The sequence below is a fragment of the Streptomyces sp. NPDC054794 genome, assembly GCF_053611585.1.
Genome location: NZ_JBSHAQ010000045.1, coordinates 1 through 21,447, shown reverse-complemented (window position 1 = coordinate 21,447; position 21,447 = coordinate 1). Strand labels below are relative to the sequence as shown.

The following is a 21,447-nucleotide window of genomic DNA, read 5'->3' as shown; positions in this document are numbered from 1 at the left end:
TAGGTCAGGTCAGCAGGTTCAGGCCCGGCGGCACGGTGATGTCGACGTCCTCGTCCAGGACGCGCCGGGCCTCGGCCTCGTCGGTGAGCTTGCGTTCGGTGACCGTGCCGTCGGCGCGGGTTGGTGCCGACGTGCCAGTTGAAGACCTCGAAGTCGGGCCGGGAGAACGGCTCCAGCGTGAACGCGTACTGACCGCTCCAGCCGCCGTCGCCGGCCCCCTGGTCCGTCTCGCCCCGCTGATGGGCCTCAAGTACCCACATCTCCAACGGCCCTTCGTGGGGCACGTGCACGAACCGGTGCCGACGGCCCGCGCCGTGGAACTCGGTGCCCACGGTCAGCGGCACCGCCTCCAGCAGCGCCCCGGCCGCCCCGAACCCGACGTCCGCCAGATACGGCTGCGGATCGCCCGGCGCCTCGACCAGCAGCGTCATGTGCGTGCGCGGCCGACTGTCGAGGCGGTCGGCGCCCAGGACGACCCGGGCGGCGATCCCGGTCACCCGGAAGCCGAGCGCCTCCAGCGCCAGCGTGAACAGCGTGTTGTGCTCGTAGCAGTAGCCGCCGCGGCGGCCGCGCACCAGCTTGGCCATCAGGTCGGCCGGGGCCGGCGAAGGAGCCGTACCGGCCAGCGGGTCCAGGTTCTCGAAGGGTGTGGACCGGGCGTGGGCCAGGTGCACGCCCCTCAGGGTCGCCGCGTCGGGCCGCCGGGCACCGGCCGCGGGGATCTTCGTCTCACCGACCGCTCGCCAGCGCACGTTCCACGCCACGTTCCTTCCGGCCGAGGAACCGGGGATCCGGCTCGAACACCGCGTCCAGGGCGGCCTTGCCCGCCGCGAAGACCTCGCGGGTGCCGCCGTAGTACCAGGTGGCGTCGTGCTTGGCGTCGACGCCGACGCCGTACGAGTCGACCCCCGCCGCCTCGCACAGGGCGACCGCCCGGCGGATGTGGAAGCCCTGGCTGATGAGGATCGCCCGGTCGACGCCGAAGATCTTCTTCGCGCGGACGCAGGAGTCCCAGGTGTCGAAGCCCGCGTAGTCGCTGACGATCCGCGAGTCCGGCACGCCGTGCTTGCCGAGGTACGCGCGCATCGCGTCCGGCTCGTCGTAGTCCTCGCGGCTGTTGTCCCCGGTGACCAGGACGACCTCGATACGGCCCGCGCGGTACAGCTTCGCCGCCGCGTCCAGCCGGTGCGCGAGGTACGGCGACGGCTCCCCCTGCCACAGGCCCGCGCCGAAGACGACGGCGACCTCGGCGCGCGGCACGTCCGCCGTCGTCCGCAGCCGGTCGGCCGTGGACACGTACAGCCAGGTCGACGGCAGCAGCGCGAGGACGCACGCGGCCATCACACCCTGCACCAGCCGCCGGCGCCCGGCACGCGTGCGCGGCAGCCGCGGTCGACGGATCTTCATACGGTCCCCCAGTCCTGCCGAATCGTCCTCGCCCTTGGAGGACGCCTCGAACAGTGATCCGGTTCGCCTCACATCGAACGGGCCCGCGCCGTGAAGGCCTGGAAAACGCCTGTCACCGCCGTGCAACGGGTGCGCAACGTCTGGCCGTCAGGATCCTTTCATGAAGGCGTCGAACCCCTTTCCGCCCGGCCGGCGCCGCCCGGCCCCGGCCGCCCTCGTCCTCGTGGCGCACGGCAGCCGCGACCCGCGCGCGCTGACCACCGTCCGCACGCTCGCGGAGCGGGTACGGGAGCTGCGCCCCCGCCTGCCCGTGCACCTGGGCCACATCGAGCTCAACGAGCCACTGCTGCCCGACACCCTCGCCGCCCTCGGCGACGCCGACGCCGTGCTCGTACCGCTCCTGCTCACCCGCGGCTACCACGTCAAGCGGGACATCCCCGAGCTGGCGGCCGCCTCCCCGGCACGCACGCGCGTGGCCGACCCGCTCGGCGCGCACCCGCTCCTCGTGGAGACGCTGTACGCCCGCCTCGTCGAGGCCGGCTGGGACACCGGGACCGATGACGCCGGCCGCCCCGCCGACGCCGTGGTCCTCGCCGCCGCCGGCTCCCGCGACCCCGAGTCCGCGGCCGACACCCGCCGCACCGCCCGCCTCCTCGCCGACCGCCTCGGCGTGCCCGTGGTCCCCGCCTACGCCTCCGCCGCGACACCGACCGTCCGGACGGCCGTACGCGCCCTGACCGCACGCGGCCACCACCGCGTGGCCGTGGCGTCCTGCTTCACGGCCCCCGGCCGCTTCGCCACCCAGTGCGCGGAGCAGGCCCCCTGGCTGGCCTCGGCCCCCCTCGGCGCCCACGAGGCGATGGCCCGCCTGGTCCTGCACCGCTACGACCGGGCACTGGCGATTCCGGCCGCGACAGCGGCCTGAAGCGGCGCGCGGAACCGCGCGATCAGCCGAAAACGACCTGCGCTCGCCCCCCAAACAGAACCTGGCGGACCAGCGGGCGTCTACTGTCGAGGCATGGAAGGCACCGCACCCCCCGACGCCTACGACCCGACGTCAGTCGAACGCTGGGCCCCCGAACCGGACAAACGCCCCGGCCGCACCGCCTTCCAACGCGACCGCGCCCGCATCCTGCACAGCGCGGCGCTGCGCCGCCTGGCCGGCAAGACCCAGGTCGTCACGCCCGTCGCACTCCCCCAACTCCTCGGCTCCGCTCGAAGCGGGGGGACCCCTGTCCAGGCCTGGGACGCCAGCCCCCGCACCCGCCTCACCCACTCGCTCGAATGCGCCCAGGTCGGCCGCGAGCTGGGCGCGGCCCTCGGCTGCGACCCCGACCTCGTCGAGGCCGCCTGCCTCTCCCACGACCTCGGCCACCCGCCCTTCGGGCACAACGGCGAACAGGCCCTGAACGAGTTCGCCGAGGACTGCGGCGGCTTCGAGGGCAACGCCCAGTCGCTCAGGCTCCTCACCCGTATCGAGCCCAAGCGCTTCACCGCCGAGGGCTCCGTCGGCCTCAACCTCACCCGCGCCGCCCTGGACGCCGCCACCAAGTACCCCTGGCCGCGCGGCGCCCACCCCACCGACGTCAAGTCCCCCAAGTTCGGCGTCTACGAGGACGACCGGCCCGTCTTCGACTGGGTCCGCGAGCACGCCCCCGGCACCCACACCTGCTTCGAGGCCCAGGTCATGGACTGGTCCGACGACGTGGCGTACTCGGTGCACGACGTGGAGGACGGCCTGCACGCCGGCCACATCGACCCCGACTGCCTGCACGCCGAACCCGAGCGGCAGGCGGTCTTCACGGTCGCCGTCGGCCGGTACGTCCCGGCGGACACGGACCCCGCCGAGCTCGCCGAGGCGCTCGACCGGCTCCAGGACCAGGAGTGGTGGCCGCACGGGTACGACGGCACGGCGGTCGCCCAGGCCCGCCTCAAGGACGCCACCAGCCAGCTCATCGGCCGCTTCTGCCTCGCCGCCGAGGGCGCCACCCGGGCGGCGTACGGCAACGGCCGGCTCACCCGCTACGACGCCGAACTCGTCGTACCCCGCGAGACCCGCATGGAGTGCGCGGTCCTCAAGGCGGTCGCCGACCGGTACGTCATGCAGCGCGCCGAACAGGAGCGGCTCCGCGCCGACCAGCGGGTCGTCGTCGCCGAACTGGCCGAGGCGCTCACCGCCCGCGCCCCCGACGGTCTGGACCCGCAGTTCCGCGCACTGTTCGACCAGGCACCCGACGACCGTGCCCGCAAACGTGTGATCGTGGACCAGATCGCCTCACTGACCGACGCCTCGGCCCGCTCGCTGCACGCGAGACTGGCGGGGCATATGTGAAAGGAAAGTGACCCAGGGTGGCCTGATCGGGTCACTCCCTCTTCCCGCAGCACCTTGCGTGCGGGACGCTCGCATGTGGCGGCACCCTTACGAGGAGGCATCAAGTGGTCGACGCGGATCAGACATTCGTCATCGTCGGAGGTGGTCTCGCCGGCGCGAAGGCGGCCGAGACGCTCCGTGCGGAGGGCTTCACCGGCCGGGTGATACTGATCTGCGACGAGCGCGACCACCCGTACGAACGCCCGCCGCTGTCCAAGGGCTACCTCCTGGGCAAGGAGGAGCGCGACAGCGTCTTCGTGCACGAGCCCGCCTGGTACGCGCAGAACGACATCGAGCTGCACCTCGGCCAGACCGTCGACAAGATCGACCGCTCGGCCAGGACCGTCCGCTTCGGCGACGACGGCACCCTGGTCCACTACGACAAGCTGCTTCTGGCCACCGGCGCCGAGCCGCGCCGGCTCGACATCCCCGGCACGGAACTCGCCGGCGTCCACCACCTGCGCCGCCTCGCCCACGCCGAGCGGCTCAAGGGCGTCCTGACCGCCCTCGGCCGGGACAACGGCCACATCGTGATCGCCGGCGGCGGCTGGATCGGCCTGGAGGTCGCGGCGGCGGCCCGCGAGTACGGCGCGGAGGTGACCGTCATCGAGCCCCACCCGACCCCGCTGCACAGCGTCCTCGGCCCCGAGCTGGGCTCGGTCTTCGCCGAGCTGCACCGCGAGCACGGCGTCCGCTTCCGCTTCGGCGTCCGGCTCACCGAGATCGTCGGCCAGGACGGCATGGTCCTCGCGGCCCGCACCGACGACGGCGAGGAGCACCCCGCGCACGACGTCCTCGCGGCCATCGGCGCGGCCCCCCGCATCGGCCTCGCGGAGGCGGCGGGACTGCGCATCGTCGACCGGGCGCACGGCGGCGGCGTCGAGGTCGACGAACGGCTGCGCACCTCCGACCCCGACATCTACGCGGCCGGCGACGTCGCCGCCTTCCCGCTCGGCCTGTTCGACACCCGCATCCGGGTGGAGCACTGGGCGAACGCCCTGAACGGCGGCCCGGCGGCGGCCCGCGCGATGCTCGGCAAGGACATCACCTACGACCGCGTGCCCTACTTCTTCACCGACCAGTACGACCTGGGGATGGAGTACAGCGGATGGGCGCCCCCGGGGTCGTACGACGAGGTGGTCATCCGGGGCGACGCGGGCAAGCGGGAGTTCATCGCGTTCTGGCTGAAGGAGGGCAGGGTGCTGGCCGGGATGAACGTGAATGTGTGGGACGTCACAGAGCCCATCCAGAACCTCATCCGCTCCCGGACCCGGGTGAACACGGAGGCCCTGGCGGACCCGCACCTGCCGCTGGACAGCCTCGCCTCCTAGCCCCCGTCGTCATCGGCACTGTCGGTCCGCCCCCGTAGAATCACTACGTGGCAGGACGGATCAACGACGAGGACGTGAAGGCGGTACGGGACGCGGTCCCGATCGACGCCGTGGTGTCCGAGTACCTCCAGCTGCGCAACGCGGGCGGAGGCAACCTCAAGGGCCTGTGCCCGTTCCACGACGAGAAGTCGCCGTCCTTCCAGGTCAGCCCGAGCAAGGGACTCTTCCACTGCTTCGGCTGCCAGGAGGGCGGCGACACCCTCACCTTCGTGATGAAGGTCGACCACCTCACGTTCTCGGAGGCGGTCGAGCGCCTCGCCGCCCAGGCCGGCATCACGCTGCGCTACGAGGAGGGCGGGTACAACCCGGCCCACCAGCGCGGCGAGCGGATCCGCCTGGTCGAGGCGCACAAGATCGCCGCCCAGTGGTACGCCGAGCAGCTCGCCACCGGCGCCGAGGCCGAGACCGGCCGGGTCTTCCTCGCCGAGCGCGGCTTCGACCAGGTCGCCGCCGTCCACTTCGGCGTCGGCTACAGCCCCCAGGGCTGGGACCACCTCACCCGCTATCTGCGCGGCAAGGGCTTCACCGACAAGGAGCTGCTCCTGTCGGGCCTGGCCCAGGAGGGCCGCCGCGGCCCCATCGACCGCTTCCGCGGCCGCCTGATGTGGCCCATCCGCGACATCGGCGGCGAGGTCGTCGGCTTCGGCGCGCGCAAGTTGTACGAGTCGGACAACGGCCCCAAGTACCTGAACACGCCCGACACGGCGATCTACAAGAAGAGCCAGGTGCTGTACGGCATCGACCTGGCGAAGAAGGACATCGCGAAGGCCAGCCGCGCGGTCGTCGTCGAGGGCTACACCGATGTCATGGCCTGCCACCTGGCCGGCGTCACCACCGCCATCGCCACCTGCGGCACGGCCTTCGGCGGCGACCACATCAAGATCCTGCGCCGCCTGCTGATGGACAACGGCTCGGCCCGCGTGATCTTCACCTTCGACGGCGACGCGGCCGGCCAGAAGGCGGCCCTGCGCGCCTTCGAGGACGACCAGAAGTTCGCCGCCGAGACCTACATCGCCATCGCGCCGGACGGCATGGACCCGTGCGAGCTGCGCCTGGCCAAGGGCGACGAGGCGGTCGCCGACCTGGTCGAACCGCGCACCCCGCTGTTCGAGTTCGCGCTGCGCCAGATCGTGAGCCGCTACGACCTCGACACCCCCGCCGGCCGGGCCGCCGCCCTCGACGAGGCGGCGCCCATCGTCGCCCGCATCAAGAACAGCGGCGCGCAGCACGAGGTCGCCGTGGAGCTGGCCGGAATGCTGGGCATCCTGGACACCCAGTTCGTGGTCAAGCGGGTCGCGCAGCTGGCGCGTTGGGCCCGCGAGAAGGGCGGCGGCCGGGGCCCGGCGCCGGCCCGCGGCCCCCAGCAGCACTACGAGGCGCGCTCCCCCCACCCCACGGGCTCCGGTCCCGCGCTCAACCTCCGCAACCCGGTGTACGCCACCGAACGCGAGCTCCTCAAACTGGCCCTGCAGCGCCCGGAACTGGTGTCCCCGGCCTTCGACGCCTACGGCGTGGACGAGTTCACCGCGCCGCCGTACGCGGCCGTACGCCAGGCGATCATGGAGGCGGGCGGCGCCGAGTACGGCGGACAGGACTCGCAGGAGTACCTGGTCCGGGTGCGCGAGGCGGCCCCCGACGACACGGTCCGCGCGATGGTGACCGAACTGGCCGTGGAGGCGATCATGCGCCGCACGGTCGACGAGTCCTACGCCGGCGAACAGCTCGTCTGGGTCCGCCGCCGCGCCGTCGACCGCCGCATCCAGGACATCCAGATCACCCTCACCCGCCTCGGCAGCAACGCCGACCCCGCCCATCTGGCGTCCGTCCAGAACGAGTTGTGGGTCCTGCAGCAGTACGGACAGGCATTGCGCGAACAGGGAGCGGCCGCGCTCTAGCCGCCCCGGGAACGTCGGGATAACCGCGCGGTCACGGACCGGACGCAAAAAGTCACCGCACGCCCCTCGTGGCGGCGATGTGTCTTACCCCACACTGGGTTGCGGTGCCTGAGTCCTCGGAGCGCGGCCGATCCGTCCCCCACGGGTCCTACACCCCCGCGGTTCCGCTCATCGCGTACGGGACGGACAGCGGCGAGGCCGTCGACTCCGCCCCCGAAGTACCGCTGCCGCCCACCTTGGCAGCGATCATCCTGGAGGTCGCCCCCGTGCAGACCCAGACCCTCACCCAGACCGACGTCAGCACGACGGACGGTGCGGAGTCCGATCCGGAGTCCGACGCCGTCGCCGCCGTGCCCGCGCAGAACCGCGTCGCGCTGCACCCAGAGACGGAGCAGGAGGGCCCGCCCGAGCCCGCGGAACCGCCCGCGGAGGCGCTGGCGGCACAAGCCGCCGAGGCCCCCGAGACGGCCGAACCGCCCGCCGCCGCCCGCGCCGACACCAGCGGCCCCTCCTCGGACCTGTTCCGCCAGTACCTGCGCGAGATCGGCCGCATCCCGCTGCTCACCGCGGCGGAGGAGGTCGAACTCGCCCGCCGGGTGGAGGCCGGCCTGTTCGCCGAGGAGAAGCTCAGCAGCACCCCCGACCTCGACAGCGAGCTCGCCCTCGACCTCGACCGGCTCGTCGTCATGGGCCGGATGGCCAAACGGCGGCTCATCGAGGCCAACCTGCGGCTCGTCGTGTCCGTCGCCAAACGGTACGTCGGACGCGGGCTGACCATGCTCGACCTCGTCCAGGAGGGGAACCTGGGGCTCATCCGGGCCGTCGAGAAGTTCGACTACGCCCGCGGCTACAAGTTCTCCACGTACGCCACCTGGTGGATCCGGCAGGCCATGTCCCGCGCGCTGGCCGACCAGGCCCGCACCATCCGCGTGCCCGTGCACGTCGTCGAGCTCATCAACCGCGTCGTCCGTGTGCAGCGGCGCATGCTCCAGGAGCGCGGCTACGAGCCGACACCGGACGAGGTCGCCGCCCACCTGGACCTGGCGCCCGAGCGGGTCGGCGAGGTGCTGCGGCTCGCCCAGGAGCCCGTCTCGCTGCACGCCCCCGTGGGCGAGGAGGACGACGTCGCCCTCGGTGACCTGATCGAGGACGGGGACGCCACCAGCCCGGTGGAGTCCGCCGCGTTCCTGCTGCTGCGCGAGCACCTGGAGGCGGTCCTGTCCACGCTGGGCGAGCGCGAGCGCAAGGTGGTCCAGCTGCGTTACGGGCTGGTCGACGGGCGTCCGCGCACCCTCGAAGAGATCGGGCGCATCTTCGGGGTCACCCGCGAACGGATCCGGCAGATCGAGTCCAAGACCCTCAACAAGCTCCGCGACCACGCCTTCGCGGACCAGCTGCGGGGCTACCTGGACTGAACGGGGCCGCTCACCTCGCGGCGAGCGGCCCCCCGGCGGCGGACGACGGTCAGTCGACCTCGGCCACCGCCTGCGCGAACTGCGCCTTGTACAGCCGCGCGTAGGCACCGTCCGCGGCCAGCAGCTCCGCGTGGGCGCCCTGTTCGACGATCGAGCCGTTCTCCATCACCAGGATCGTGTCCGCGTCCCGGATGGTCGACAACCGGTGCGCGATGACGAACGAGGTCCGCCCATGGGCGAGTTTGGCCATCGCCTTCTGGATCAGCACCTCGGTACGGGTGTCGACCGAGCTCGTCGCCTCGTCCAGCACCAGGATCACCGGGTCGGACAGGAACGCCCGCGCGATGGTGATGAGCTGCTTCTCACCGGCGCTGACCCCCGTGCCCTCGTCGTCGATCACGGTGTCGTAGCCGTCGGGCAGGGTGCGGACGAACCGGTCGGCGTGCGCCGCCCGCGCCGCCTCCTCGATCTCGCCCCGGGTGACCTCGCGCGAGGCTCCGTACGCGATGTTCTCCGCGATCGTGCCGCCGAACAGCCAGGTGTCCTGCAGCACCATGCCGATCCCGGCCCGCAGTTCGTCCCGGGACATCCGGGCGATGTCGACGCCGTCGAGGGTGATGCGCCCGCCGGAGACGTCGTAGAACCGCATGAGCAGGTTGACCAGCGTGGTCTTGCCGGCGCCCGTCGGGCCGACGATCGCGACCGTGTGCCCCGGCTCGACCTTCAGCGACAGGTCCTCGATCAGCGGCTTCTCCGGGTCGTACCGGAACGACACGTGCTCCAGCTCGACCCGCCCGCGCAGCTCGGCCGGCCGCTCGCCCGGCACCGGGTCCGCCTCCTGCTCCTCCGCGTCCAGCAGCTCGAAGATCCGCTCCGCCGAGGCGACGCCCGACTGCACCAGGTTCGCCATCGAGGCGACCTGGGTCAGCGGCATCGAGAACTGGCGCGAGTACTGGATGAAGGCCTGCACATCACCGATGGACAGCGCGCCGGACGCCACGCGCAGCCCGCCGACGACGGCCACCAGCACATAGTTCAGGTTCGAGACGAACATCATCAGCGGCTGCATCACCCCGCTGTTGAACTGCGCCTTGAACCCCGCCTCGTACAGCGCCTCGTTCTGCTCGGCGAACAGCTTCGCCGACTCGTCCTGGCGGCCGAACACCTTCACCAGGGTGTGCCCGGTGTACATCTCCTCGACGTGCGCGTTCAGTTTGCCGGTGGAGCGCCACTGCTGCACGAAGTGCGGCTGCGACCGCTTGCCGATGCGGGTCGCCACCACGAACGACAGCGGCACGGTGGCCAGCGCGACCAGGGCCAGCAGCCACGACACCCAGAACATCATCACCAGCACACCGATGATGGTGAGCACCGAGTTGATGAGCTGGCCCATCGACTGCTGGAGCGTCTGGCCGATGTTGTCGATGTCGTTGGTGGCCCGGGAGAGCACCTCGCCGCGCTGACGCTTGTCGAAGTACGACAGCGGCAGCCGCGACAGCTTCGCCTGCACGTCCTCGCGCATCCGGTACATCGTGCGGTTCACGGCCCGGTTGACCAGCCGCGTCGCCACCGCCATCAGCAGGCCGGCCACCAGGAACGTGCCCAACGCGATCAGCAGGACGTTCCCGACGGCGTCGAAGTCGATGCCCTTGCCGGGGGTGAAGTCCGTGCTCTGGAGCATGTCCGCGACGGCACCCTGGCCCCGCTCGCGCAGCGAGTCGAGAGCCTGCTCCTTGGTGACGCCGGACGGCATCCGCCGGCCGACGATGCCCGCGAAGACCAGGTCGGTGGCGCGGCCGAGGATCTTCGGCCCGATCACACTGAGGGCCACGCTGACGACGACGCACAGCAGTAGCCCGTAGATCGTCAGACGCTCGGGCCTGAACCGGGCGATGAGCCGCTTGCCCGACCCCTTGAAGTCCATCGAGCGCTGGTCGGGGCCGCCCCCGGCCATCATGCGTCCCATGGGCCCTGCCATCAGGCGGCCTCCGCTTCCGTCAGCTGGGAGAGCACGATCTCCCGGTAGGTCTCGTTGTCGGCCATGAGCTCGTGGTGGCGGCCGGTGCCCACGACCCGCCCCTCGTCCAGGACCACGATCCGGTCGGCGTCCCGGATGGTCGCCACACGCTGGGCGACGATCACCACGGTCGCCTCCGCGGTCTCCTCGGCGAGCGCGCCGCGCAGGGCGGCGTCGGTGGCGTAGTCGAGCGCGGAGAAGGAGTCGTCGAAGAGGTAGATCTCCGGGCGCTGCACGAGCGTCCGGGCGATCGCCAGCCGCTGGCGCTGGCCGCCGGAGACGTTGGTGCCGCCCTGCGCGATCGGCGCGTTCAGCCCGCCCTCCAGCTTCCGCACGAAGTCCTTGGCCTGCGCCACCTCCAGCGCGTGCCACAGCTCCTCGTCGGTGGCGTCCGGATTGCCGTACCGCAGGTTGGTCGCCACCGTGCCCGCGAACAGGTACGGCTTCTGCGGGACGAGCCCGACGGTCCGCGCGAGCAGCCGCGCCTCGACGCTCGACACGTCGACGCCGTCGACGAGGACCTCGCCCTCGGTCGCGTCGAACAGCCGGGGGACCAGGCCGAGCAGCGTGGACTTGCCGCTGCCGGTGGAGCCGATCACGGCGGTCGTCTCACCGGGCCGGGCCACCAGGTCGACGGCCTTCAGCACCGGCTCCTCGGCACCCGGGTAGCGGAACCCGGCGCCGCGGATCTCCAGATGGCCGTGCCGGCGCAGCTCGGTGACCGGGGCGACGGGCGGCACCACGCTGGACTCGGTCCCCAGGACCTCCTGGATCCGCTCGGCGCACACCTCCGCGCGCGGCACCATCATGAACATGAAGGTGGCCATCATCACGGACATCACGATCTGCATCAGATAGGCGAGGAACGCGGTCAGATCGCCGATCTGCATCCCGCCGCTGTCGATGCGGTGCGCTCCGAACCACACCACGGCGATCGACGACAGGTTCACCACGGTCATCACGATCGGGAACATCAGCGCGAGCATCCGGCCGGTGGCCAGCTGCATCTCGGTGAGCTCGCCGTTGGCCTTGCCGAAGCGGTCCTGCTCGTAGGGGTCCCGGACGAACGCGCGGATGACGCGGTTGCCGGTGATCTGCTCGCGCAGCACCCGGTTCACCGTGTCCAGTCGCACCTGCATCGACCGGAACAGCGGGCGCAGCCGGACGACGATCAGCGTCACGGAGACGCCCAGCACCGGTACGACCGCGATCAGGACCGACGACAGCGGCACGTCCAGACCGAGGGCCAGGACGATGCCGCCCACACACATGATGGGCGCCGACACCATCAGGGTGAACGTCATCAGGGCCAGCATCTGGACCTGCTGCACGTCATTGGTCGTACGGGTGATGAGGGAGGGCGCGCCGAAGTGCCCGAGTTCGCGCGCGGAGAAGGACTGGACGCGGTCGAAGACGGCGGCCCGGACGTCCCGGCCGAGCGAGGAAGCGGTCCGAGCGCCGTAGTACACGGCACCGATGTTGCACACGACCTGGGCCAGCGAGATGCCGATCATCAGGGCGCCGAAGGAGAGGATGTAACCGGTGTCACCCTCGACCACACCATGATCGATGATGTCGGCGTTCAGGGTGGGCAGGTAGAGGGTGGCGCAGGTCTGCAGGAACTGCAGCAGCACCAGGAGAGCGATGGGTTTCTTGTAGGGCCTGAGGTGGGCCCTCAGAAGTCGTATGAGCACGCTACGTCTCTCGGAGTCGGCGATAGGGGTAGTGGTTGCCCCTGGCCCCTATCGTCGGACACTCCACCCGTGTTACTTCAACCGGATTAACCCAATAGCGGGGGCCCTGTGGGGCCCCCGGACGGCCGGACCTGCCGAAGAGCGGGACAGCTAGGGGGTGTCGTTTGGATCATCCCGGCGTCGCGGGCCCTGGCAAGTTCTCGGCTGCGCTCGAACAGGGGGGACCCCCATCGCGTCGACTCGCTCCTCCGCCTTGCAGCTGCACGCTCCCCCAAGCTCTCGGCTTCGCTCGAGCAGGGGGCACCCCCATGACCCCGCTCGGGGTCGGCCGGTCCGCACCGTTCGTCACGGCCGGCCTGATCCAAACGACACCCCCTAGGAGCGGAAGGCCCCCGGATGGGTCTGCTCCCGCACCGACACGAACTGCTGGCGCACCGCCCGGCCCACCGCCAGGTCGTCGCCGGGGTCCAGGACCTGTGCGGCGGCCCCCTGCCAGATCGGCGGGGTGCGCGGGTCGAGGGTGCCCTGGGACACGCCGAGCGCCCAGGCCGCCTGGCGGGCGGCGCCGATCGCGGCGTAGTCGGCGGGCTGCGGCACGATGACCTGCGCGCCGAACAGCGAGGGCGCCGCGGACTGTACGGCGGACAGCTCGGCGACCGGGCCGAGCAGGAAGATCCGCCGCACGTCGACACCGCGGCCGCGCAGCACGTCGAGGGCGTCCGCGAGCCCGCACAGCATGCCCTCGAAGGCGGCCCGCGCCAGGTGCTCGGGCTTCATCGACTCGCGCCTGAGCCCCGCCAGCGTCCCCGCGGTGTGCGGCAGATTCGGCGTCCGCTCGCCTTCCAGATAGGGCAGCAGGACCAGCCCGTGGGACCCCGGCGTCGACTTCATCGCCAGGTCGGACAGGCTCTCCAGGTCGGGTAGCCCGAGGAGTTCGGCGGTGCCGCGCAGGGTCCGTACGGCGTTCAGGGTGGTGACGACCGGCAGATGCATGCCGGTGGCGTCGGCCAGCGAGGTGATCATCCCGGACTGGTCGGCGAGCGCCTCGGGGTGGACGGCCATCACGGAGCCGGAGGCGCCCAGCGACACCACCGCGTCGCCCAGCCCGATGCCGAGCCCGAACGCGGCGGCCATCGTCTCGCCGGTGCCCGCGGAGATCAGCAGCCCTTCCGGTGTCGTACCGGCCGCGTCGGACGGGCCGATCACCTCGGGCAGCATGGCCTGGTGACCGAGCGCCAGCTCGACGAGGTCGGGCCGGTAGCCACCGGTGGCCGCCGACCAGTACCCGGTCGCGGAGGCGCCGCCCCGGTCGGTGGTCCGCCGCACGGGCCGTCCGAGCAGCTGCCACACGAGCCAGTCGTGTGCCTGCAGCAGCATCGCCGTGCGCAAGGCGTTCTCGGGCTCGGACTTCGCCAGCCAGCGCAGCTTGGTCACCGGCTGCGCGGCCTGCGGTACGGAGCCCACCGACTGCGCCCAGGCCTCGCGGCCGCCGAGCGCGTCGACCAGGTCGGCCGCCGCGACCTGCGCCCGCTTGTCGCCGCCGACCATCGCGGGCCGCACGGTGTTGCCCTGGGCGTCCAGCGGTACGAGCGCGTTCTGCTGGGCGGAGACCCCGATCGCCTGTACGCCCTCCAGGAGCCCGCCGCCCGCGGCCTCCCCGAGGGACAGCAGCCAGGCCTGCGGGTCGACGTCGGAGGGTCGGCCGGACTCGGGGTTCTCCACCGGGTGCGGCGCATAGCCCTGCCTGAGCACGGCACCCGAGTCCGTGTCACAGACGACGATGCGAGTGAAATCGGGCGAGCTGTCCAACCCGGCGACTATCCCCATGACTCAAATTCTGCCGCAGCGCGCCGCCTGCTTTGGCCATAGGCCCCACAGGGGGCGTGGCGCAGGCCGGGGGCGGATGCGTTGTGGCTGGTCGCGGTCTTCCTCGGGCCCCTGGGGGCACGATTTCGGCCGGTGGCTAGGTGTTGCTGGTTCCCCAGTCGTCCTCGACCTCGCCGTTCGGGTGGCGGTCCTTGAGGGCGCGTACGCGATGGGCGACCGAGTCGGGCATGTGATCGCCGACCTTCGCGCTGACCGTGTGGAGGGCCTTGCCCGCGAAGACGCGGCCCTGCTGCGCGGCCGTCTCCGCGGTGTTGCGGACGGCCGGGTTCTGCGCGACCTGGCGGGCGGACTTCTTCAGCTGCTCGTAGCGCTCGCGCCCGGCCCTGGTGCCGAGCACGTAACCCAGGGCGAGTCCGGCGATGAACGTGAGCCGGTAACGCATGGCGGCCACCCTTCCCTCGTGTAGGTCTCCGGTGCGGCGTCCGGGCCGGGGAGTACCGATTGGCGGAGCACCCCCCTGCTTGCGCTAATGTATGTGTCGCAGCGAGCGCGCGCCCCCTGGCGAATACCCAGGTAGGTGCGTTCGATGCAACGAGGCATTCCTCCGTAGCTCAATTGGCAGAGCAGCCGGCTGTTAACCGGCAGGTTACTGGTTCGAGTCCAGTCGGGGGAGCTCGGTCCTCCGTAGCTCAATTGGCAGAGCAGCCGGCTGTTAACCGGCAGGTTACTGGTTCGAGTCCAGTCGGGGGAGCATGCTGAAGAGGACCCCCTCAGGGGTCCTTTTTCATGTCCGGGGGGAACCGTGCAGGCCACGGCGGAGTCTTCAAGGTCATGTGTAGCCGACCATCCGAGGCAGGAGATCGTATGAGCGGCTATGCTGCGGCAGACGGCGCGCACACCTGTACGCGACACGCCGCTTTGGGGCGGTAGCTCAGCCGGTTAGAGCAGCGGACTCATAATCCGTCGGCCGTGGGTTCGAGTCCCACCCGCCCCACCAGCGCAGGGCTATGACCTGCAGAAACGTTCCTGGTCGAGCGCGGAAACGCCAACTCGGGCTGAACGGACTGAATCCGCTGCTCGTGACTTCAACGGCGCTTCGGGCTGCGGGGGTTCACGATGCGTTGACCTGGGCGGATGCGTGGGTTCGTGGTCGAGGGGAGACGTAATCGTCGACCTGCGCGGGGCCCGGACGCACGAGTTGGGACGCTGATGGGACGCAGGGAATGGGAAGAGCCTTCTGTGGACCCTCTTGCCGCCCTCCTTCGTCCGTGACGGGCGGGGTCGACGGGTGGCTCGGCGCATGAGCGAGTCGCTTTGATCGCTGGGGGGCTCTGCGGCCGTCCGGGACGGGGAAAACGGTCGGTACTGAAAACGGCCCGAGGAAGCCGCGCACATACAGAGAGGCATCTCACAGAGCGTGGTCGCACTGAGCCTGAGAGTGCAGGCTGGCCGGGGCTGGGAGGGAAGGCGCATGAGGCCCGTGCTCTGCCTCACGCGATGTTCCAGCGGCGTCCCTGGCGAAGGTGACGGCTGACGGAGAGTGATCAAGATCGGCGGAAGTGACGTGCTGGCCCCGGGGCCGTCCAACGAGGAATCGGCGCGAACCTCCAGTGCGCCTCACCCGTGGCGGAATCCAGGGCCTCTCGAGAAGCAGGTTGCCGACCGAATGCGCCGTTCCACGGTTCACCGTCGGCGGTGGACGCGCGCTCTGCCGGGTACGGTGGGGAACGGCGACCCGGCCGCGCGCCTGGGGTCCTCCCTGTGGCGACCCGGCCGCGAGCCTGGGTTCCTCCCTGTGCAGACGCTGCCGAGGCATTTTCAGGTGCCCGACGACAGGGAGACATCATGCGCATGTGGACGCACGCCGACAAGAAGGATCGGATCCCGGCTGAGGAGGTCCTCCGCCGCCCCCTCACGGACAGGGAGTGGCGGTCCGCATGAGCGCCCTGGCCCCGGACCGTGTCGGCCAGCACAACGGTGAGCTGGTCCACCGCGAGCGGTCGGCGCGAATTCAGGTGGGTCCGCCGTCGCCCCGCGGCGTCCCTGCCGTCCCGCCCGACCCGACCGAGGCGGAGCTTCGACCGGTGCAAAACGCCACCTGCCGGAGCACCATGGCCGACCCGTCCCGCTGCACCTGGACGATGCCGGTCACGGAGAAGGAGGCGACCGAGGGACCTGGAATGCTTCGGCGCTGGCGACGGCCGAGGCGGGGTGCAGCGTTCGTGTCCCGTGCCGCCACGTTCGACGTAAACATCCGAACGGAGCCCACCTCTGCGGCTGACGGTGGCACAGGGCCGGGCAATCAGCAGACGAGGTCTACTCCTACAATGTGCGATCCAAGCTCTGGTTCATCGGCTACCGCCTTTCACCGACGCTGCATGCGCAAGATGCGCGGCTACGCGAGGATGTCGTCGTTGGAGTCGAACTGGTGGCTTTCGAAGGGGAGGTCAGGGAAGTACTCGGTCTCGGCCTCGCCTGTCAGGACGGACACGAGGAAGGAGGCGCACTGGCCGACGTGGTGTTCCCATTCCGGGCCCCGGCCTTCGTTGAGCATGACCGCCCACTCGTTGGGCTTCTGTGGCGGCCGCCGCAGCCAGTACAAGTACGCGCCGCTCTCCTCGACGTAGGCCCAAGGCAAAACCTGAGCCTCAGGATCGTTCTGGAGCTCCGTCGGCTTGGCTTCGGTCTGCCACAGATCGGCAAGGATCTCTGCGCGCTCCCCGGCCTGGGCGAGGAGGTTGTAGTCCTCGTCAGGGCATTGCGGGTCCAGTAGCCAGATGGTTTCGTCGAAGACACCGCCTCCGTAGGTCTCGACGAGTTCTTTGTAGTCATCCGGCAGAGGTGTGCCGAGCTGTTGCTCGACGGCTGCCCAGTCGCGTGAGCGGCGGCGAGTGCCAGGCGGAATGATCTCGGTCAGGCGTTCCACGGCGCGGTGCATGACGGCCGGATCCCTTCTGCGGGCTTTACTAGGGCTTGGGGACGTTCAGGATAGTGACGGCGTTCGTCGCGCTGCCGCCTTCGTAGGGGGTGAAGGTGAAGCCGTTGCTTCCCCGGGCCTTCAAGGTGAGTCCCAACGGCACGACGTCGCTCGGGTCCGTGGACCGGTAGATGGGCGTGACGGAGTACTCGATGGTTTCGCCGCGGTCGACCGCCGCTCTGATCTGATCTTCGACCTTCCGCATGACCGGCGAGTTGGCGAATCGGTGCATGGTGACGAAATTGCGTGGATCCTTGTTCGAGCCACCTATCTGGGCGCCGAGCAGGTGAGTCTTGTTGAGCTTCATGTACTTCTGGTAACCCGGCACGTTGACCTGAGGGTTGGTCTTTCCGCCGGTCATGTCGGGCTCGATGGTGGCGTCCATACCGGTGGCGCGACCGCCGGGCCCGGGCGCACCGTAGCGAACGCGACCGCCCCAGGTGACATCGGCCTCATCGCAGGGCGTGAGCCCCAGGGGGTCGCACAGAGTATGCGGGTTGTCGACGTAGGCGACAGGGTTCGGCGCCGGGTCGAGGCCAAGCGGGTCCAGGGTGAGGTAGCGGGCGGTTTCCGGGTCGTAATGGCGAAAGTAGTTGTGGTGCAGACCGGTTTCGGGGTCGTAGTACTGGCCTGGAAAGCGCAGCGGGGTGTAGGCGGTGGCGTCCCGGTTCCACGTTGTCGTGCCCCAGAGGGTGGATCGAGTGCGCCAGGCGACGTCACCCTCCTCGTCGACGAGTTCGGTAGGAGTGCCGATCTGGTCCGTGACGATGGCAAAGAATCGCTGGTCGATGACATCTTGCGGGGCTGAGGCCAGCGATCTGGTCTCCGTTTGCGCGATCGGCGCCAGCCCGTCGTGATCCCACGTGAGCGTGACGAGTTCCGCTGATCCGGTGACGCGGGTGGTCTGCTCCGTGAGGGTGCTGCCGTCCCAGGCGAAACGGGTCTCCTCGGCGACGGCTCCATCGGCGGCAAGACGCTGCTTGGCGATGCGGCGGCCGAGCGGGTCGTAAACGTAGCTCCAGACGGTGCCGTCGGGTGTGGTGACCGAAGTGAGGCGGTCCTCCGCGTCCCAGGTGTAACGCCAGGTGTCGGGTTTGCGTGACAGGCGTGTCTTCTGTCGCAGGATCGTGCGGCCCGCAGCATCGTATTCGTAGCGGGTGCCGCCGGTGCTGGTCAGGCGGGTGCCCGTGTAGCTTCGCGGGCCACGGGCCTCGGCGCCGGGATGGTGGTCCGGCCATGAGGCGTAGGTCTGGTTACCCGCTTCGTCGTAGGCGTAGGACTCCGTCCAGTCCTCGGCATGGACGGCGGTGACGCGGCCGGTCCGGTCGAGGGTGAAAGTCCGGTGGCCGGTGTGCTCGTCGGTGACGGAGGTCAAGTGTCCGTCACCGCGGTAGGCGTACGTCCGGTGGATCCGCGGTCGGTCGGTGCTGGGGAGGGTGAGGGTCTGTCCGGTGAGGCGGCCCTGATCGTTCCAGGCGAAGGCGAGCGTGAACCGGTCGCCCAGGGTGCGCTGAAGTTCACGGCCTGCCGCGTCGTGCGTGAACGTGAGCGTGCGGTCCGACATCGTGAGGGCTTCGTAGTTCCCGCCGGGGCGGTAGGAGTATGTCGTCGTGACACCGGAGGGTGTGGTGCGCCGGGTGCGGCGTCCCGCAGCATCGCAGGAAGTGGCGAGGACACGGCCGTCGACGGTCTCGGCTACGACGCGTCCCACTGAGTCGTACCGGTATTCCAGTGGCGTGTCGGGGTTGGTGGCGCGGAGCAGGCGGCCACACACATCATTCTCGAAGAGGGTGGCCCGGCCGCCGACGGCTTTCTCGACGAGCTGGCCTATGGCGTCGTAGCCGTAGGTGACGGTCTGACCGGCGGAGTTGGTCCGCCGCACAAGCAGCCCTCCCGCGTTGTACTCGTAGGTCATGGTGTGACCGTTGAAGTCGGTCTCCTCGACGAGCCGTCCGACAGGGTCGTACCGGTAGGTCCACGTGAGCCCCTGCGGGTTGGTTACCGTCGTCAGGCGCCGTGCGGTGTCGTAGGAAAACGTGTGACGTGTCCCGTCGGGGTCCACTCGCGCCGTCAGCAGGTCGAAGACGTCGTACTCCCAGCGAACTGTCGCACCGAGTGGATCGGTGTGGCGCGTGCAGTTCCCCTCGCCGTCGAATGCCCAGGTCTCCGTCGAGCCGTCAGGGCCCGTACGCGAGGTGAGCCGGCCCTCTACGGACCACGTCAGGAGGGTCGTCGCTCCTCCGGGACCTGTGACCAGCACCGGCCGTCCGAAGGCGTCGTACGTGTAGTGCTTCAGCGTCCTGGAGGCGTCGGAGACCGTCAGCGGGAGCCCGGCGGTGTTGGAAGTGATTTCCACGCGCTCACCGAGCGGGTTCGTGGCGCCCTTGATCGTGCCGTTTCGCCCGATGATGTAGCGGGTCGCCTCCCCGGCGGGGTCGATGACGGCAGTACGGTTGCCGCGTTCGTCGTATTCGTGGCGCCAGACGGCGCCATCGGGTTCCGTCATGACCGTGGGCAGATGGAGGTCGTTGTACTCCGTGTGGGTCTGGCCGCCATCGGGACGGATGACGCGGCTCAGGCGTCCGTGGTCGTCGTAGACGTGGCGAGTGGTCCGTCCCAGGGGATCGGTGACGGCGACCAAGCGGTGCTTCGCGTCCCACTCCTGGCGGGTGACATGCCCGAGCGGGTCGGTGGTGCGGATGAGGCGCCATGCCTCGTTGTGCTCGTATCGGGTGACGTTGCCCAGCGCATCAGTAGTGGTCGTGGTGCGGGTGGCATCGTCGTAGGCGAGCGTGCCGGACAGGTAGCCGCCGCTGCCCTCGGCACGGATGACGCGGCCGCGCTCGTCGTAGGTGTAGGTGTACGACGTGTTGTTGCGGTCGGTCCAGGAGGTGATCCTCCTCTCGGCGTCGTAGGCGAACCGCAGGGGCAGACCGGAGGAGTTGGTGACCTCGGTGAGGTAGCCGTCCTCGTTGTATCCGTAGGTCAGCAGTGTGGTCCCGTGACTGTCTGCGTTGTCGGGGTCCAAAAGGCGCAGGGCGGCGACACGGGGCAGTTCGCGGTGCCGGTCGATCGCGATGCGGTAGCCGCCGGAGTGCATGACGCCCACAGGTGTGCCAGTCTGCGCGTACTCGATCGTGATCCGCTGTCCGTTGCGGTCCACGATGGACTGGAGCGGCAGCTCTATCGCGTTGCCGTCGTCGGCGGGCCCCGGCGAATGGAAGACGTAGAAGATGCCGGTTCCGGGGTCGAGCAGGCGTAGGGCACCGTCGACCTCGGTGTCCCAGGACAGCGGCATCCTGGGACCGACCTTCGGGTAGACGGGCTCATCGGTCTCGGGGTCCAGGAGCGGATAGACGAGCCGGGAGCCGTCCGGTGCCGCATAAGTGATGGAGTCGTCGTCCGCCTGCAGACGCTGGTCGAGCGTGGAGGCCCAGGACGGGCCGAACCAGCCGCCCCACCGATAGGAGGAGATGTGGGTGCGCCGCAGCAAGAGCGGCAGGACGCCTGGCAGTTCGACGTCGGTCTGCGCCAGCAGCATGTCGCCGGTGGCCACGTCGATCGGGTCGAGCTTGCACTCCTTCTCCGCTGCCTGGATCGCAGCTTCGAGCTCCTCGGCTTCACCAGGTCGTAGTTTGAGTCGGGACAAGTCGTTTCCGCCGAGCTTCAACGCCTTGGCCAGCTTGGCGAGCTCGCTGGGCTTGAGCGCCTTCAAGCCTTTCCCGAGGGTCTTGCCGAGAACACCGAATCCGATACCGACAAGGGCACCCTCTGTCAGGATCCCCGCCAGCTTCTCTGGGTCCTTGAACGCCGCCGGGTCCTTGAGCAGCGTCTCGAATGCGGAGAACTTCGCCCCGTCCATCGCCATCTTCCCCGCGGCCGCGACGCCCCGGATCTCCTTCAGCGCCTTCAACGCCCGCTCCACGCCCCGGATGACCTCCATCACCCCGCGCACCACGGAACCGAGCGCCGTACCCTCCTCCTCGATCCGCCCCACCAGCGCCACGACCTTCAACGCCCGCTCGCCGGCCATCAGGTTCGAGGCCACCTCGGAGGCACCGGCGGTGAGGATCGACAGCGCGAGCCCCGCGATCTCGAACTCGGCGATCTCCGCGAGCATCACCCCGATCTCGGACAGCATCTCGTGCGCCTTGTCCGCGAAGTCGTCCAGCGCCTTCGCGCCCTCCCGCAGCGAGTGCGCCATCTCGTTCGCGCTCTTACGGGCCGACTTGTTCCGCTTGTGGAAGGCCTTGGCCGCCTTCCCCTCCCACTCCACGCCCGACAGCGCACGCTCGGCGGCCGACGACGCGTCCTCCAGCCCCTTCGCCAGATGCCGCCACTTCTTCGCGATCTCCCGCACCCCGTCCGGATCCACCGCCGGATCCGAGATCCCCAGAAACTCCAGACCGCTGGCGATCGAGTCGCCGAACATGTGGTTGAACTTGTTGACGTA

12 protein-coding genes, 3 tRNA genes and 2 pseudogenes are annotated in these 21,447 nt (G+C 70.1%); 9 read left to right on the top strand and 8 right to left on the bottom strand.

The window, feature by feature from the left end:
- Positions 1–4: 4 nt before the first annotated feature.
- Both ACWGKT_RS35435 and ACWGKT_RS35430 read right to left on the bottom strand, forming a co-directional pair.
- A pseudogene (locus ACWGKT_RS35435) lies at positions 5–752 on the bottom strand (arylamine N-acetyltransferase family protein).
- Complete coding sequence (locus ACWGKT_RS35430; protein ID WP_453276875.1) at positions 730–1,407, bottom strand: SanA/YdcF family protein; 678 nt, start codon at positions 1,405–1,407, stop codon at positions 730–732. Before ACWGKT_RS35430 ends, ACWGKT_RS35435 begins: the two are co-directional and overlap by 23 nt.
- Positions 1,408–1,567: 160 nt before the next feature.
- Between ACWGKT_RS35430 and ACWGKT_RS35425 the strand changes: the two genes are divergently transcribed.
- The 5 genes from ACWGKT_RS35425 to ACWGKT_RS35405 all read left to right on the top strand — a co-directional run bounded on the left by ACWGKT_RS35425 (position 1,568) and on the right by ACWGKT_RS35405 (position 8,479).
- Positions 1,568–2,332: a sirohydrochlorin chelatase gene (locus tag ACWGKT_RS35425; protein ID WP_453276874.1), complete on the top strand. Its 765-nt coding sequence runs from the start codon at positions 1,568–1,570 to the stop codon at positions 2,330–2,332.
- 93 nt (positions 2,333–2,425) lie between these two features.
- Positions 2,426–3,739 (top strand): deoxyguanosinetriphosphate triphosphohydrolase, encoded by a 1,314-nt coding sequence (locus ACWGKT_RS35420; protein ID WP_453276873.1) that lies wholly within the window; start codon positions 2,426–2,428, stop codon positions 3,737–3,739.
- A gap of 104 nt (positions 3,740–3,843) precedes the next feature.
- The gene (locus tag ACWGKT_RS35415; protein ID WP_453276872.1) at positions 3,844–5,109 is read left to right on the top strand and encodes an NAD(P)/FAD-dependent oxidoreductase; all 1,266 of its coding nucleotides are present in this window, start codon (positions 3,844–3,846) and stop codon (positions 5,107–5,109) included.
- 47 nt (positions 5,110–5,156) lie between these two features.
- Entirely contained in the window at positions 5,157–7,064 is a 1,908-nt protein-coding gene (gene dnaG / locus ACWGKT_RS35410; protein WP_453276871.1) for a DNA primase, read from the top strand.
- Between the two features lie 104 nt (positions 7,065–7,168).
- A complete protein-coding gene (locus ACWGKT_RS35405) occupies positions 7,169–8,479 on the top strand; it encodes an RNA polymerase sigma factor (RefSeq protein ID WP_453276870.1) in 1,311 nt (436 codons plus the stop codon).
- Positions 8,480–8,528: 49 nt separating this feature from the next.
- Here the strand turns inward: ACWGKT_RS35405 and ACWGKT_RS35400 are convergent, their stop codons facing one another.
- The 4 genes from ACWGKT_RS35400 to ACWGKT_RS35385 all read right to left on the bottom strand — a co-directional run bounded on the left by ACWGKT_RS35400 (position 8,529) and on the right by ACWGKT_RS35385 (position 14,459).
- Positions 8,529–10,457 carry an ABC transporter ATP-binding protein gene (locus ACWGKT_RS35400; protein WP_453276869.1) on the bottom strand — a complete coding sequence of 643 codons (1,929 nt, stop codon included), beginning with the start codon at positions 10,455–10,457 and terminating at the stop codon, positions 8,529–8,531.
- Entirely contained in the window at positions 10,457–12,190 is a 1,734-nt protein-coding gene (locus ACWGKT_RS35395; protein WP_453276868.1) for an ABC transporter ATP-binding protein, read from the bottom strand. The genes ACWGKT_RS35400 and ACWGKT_RS35395 overlap by 1 nt, the downstream gene beginning before the upstream one ends.
- Positions 12,191–12,565: 375 nt before the next feature.
- Positions 12,566–14,017, bottom strand: a complete 1,452-nt coding sequence (locus ACWGKT_RS35390) for a xylulokinase (protein WP_453276867.1) — start codon at positions 14,015–14,017, stop codon at positions 12,566–12,568.
- Positions 14,018–14,153: 136 nt separating this feature from the next.
- Entirely contained in the window at positions 14,154–14,459 is a 306-nt protein-coding gene (locus ACWGKT_RS35385) for a YtxH domain-containing protein (RefSeq protein WP_356156582.1), read from the bottom strand.
- A 158-nt stretch (positions 14,460–14,617) separates the two neighbouring features.
- Between ACWGKT_RS35385 and ACWGKT_RS35380 the strand changes: the two genes are divergently transcribed.
- From ACWGKT_RS35380 to ACWGKT_RS35365, 4 genes and pseudogenes are all read left to right on the top strand, one after another.
- Positions 14,618–14,690, top strand: a tRNA-Asn gene (locus ACWGKT_RS35380).
- A 5-nt stretch (positions 14,691–14,695) separates the two neighbouring features.
- Positions 14,696–14,768 (top strand) — tRNA-Asn (locus ACWGKT_RS35375).
- A gap of 169 nt (positions 14,769–14,937) precedes the next feature.
- Positions 14,938–15,014, top strand: a tRNA-Ile gene (locus ACWGKT_RS35370).
- Between the two features lie 940 nt (positions 15,015–15,954).
- Positions 15,955–16,182: pseudogene (locus tag ACWGKT_RS35365) on the top strand (DUF5707 domain-containing protein); the annotation flags it as partial.
- Positions 16,183–16,412: 230 nt separating this feature from the next.
- Here the strand turns inward: ACWGKT_RS35365 and ACWGKT_RS35360 are convergent.
- Both ACWGKT_RS35360 and ACWGKT_RS35355 read right to left on the bottom strand, forming a co-directional pair.
- Positions 16,413–16,955 (bottom strand): SMI1/KNR4 family protein, encoded by a 543-nt coding sequence (locus ACWGKT_RS35360; protein WP_453276866.1) that lies wholly within the window; start codon positions 16,953–16,955, stop codon positions 16,413–16,415.
- Between the two features lie 28 nt (positions 16,956–16,983).
- Positions 16,984–21,426, bottom strand: a complete 4,443-nt coding sequence (locus ACWGKT_RS35355) for a DUF6531 domain-containing protein (RefSeq protein WP_453276914.1) — start codon at positions 21,424–21,426, stop codon at positions 16,984–16,986.
- Between the last annotated feature and the right edge of the window lie 21 nt (positions 21,427–21,447).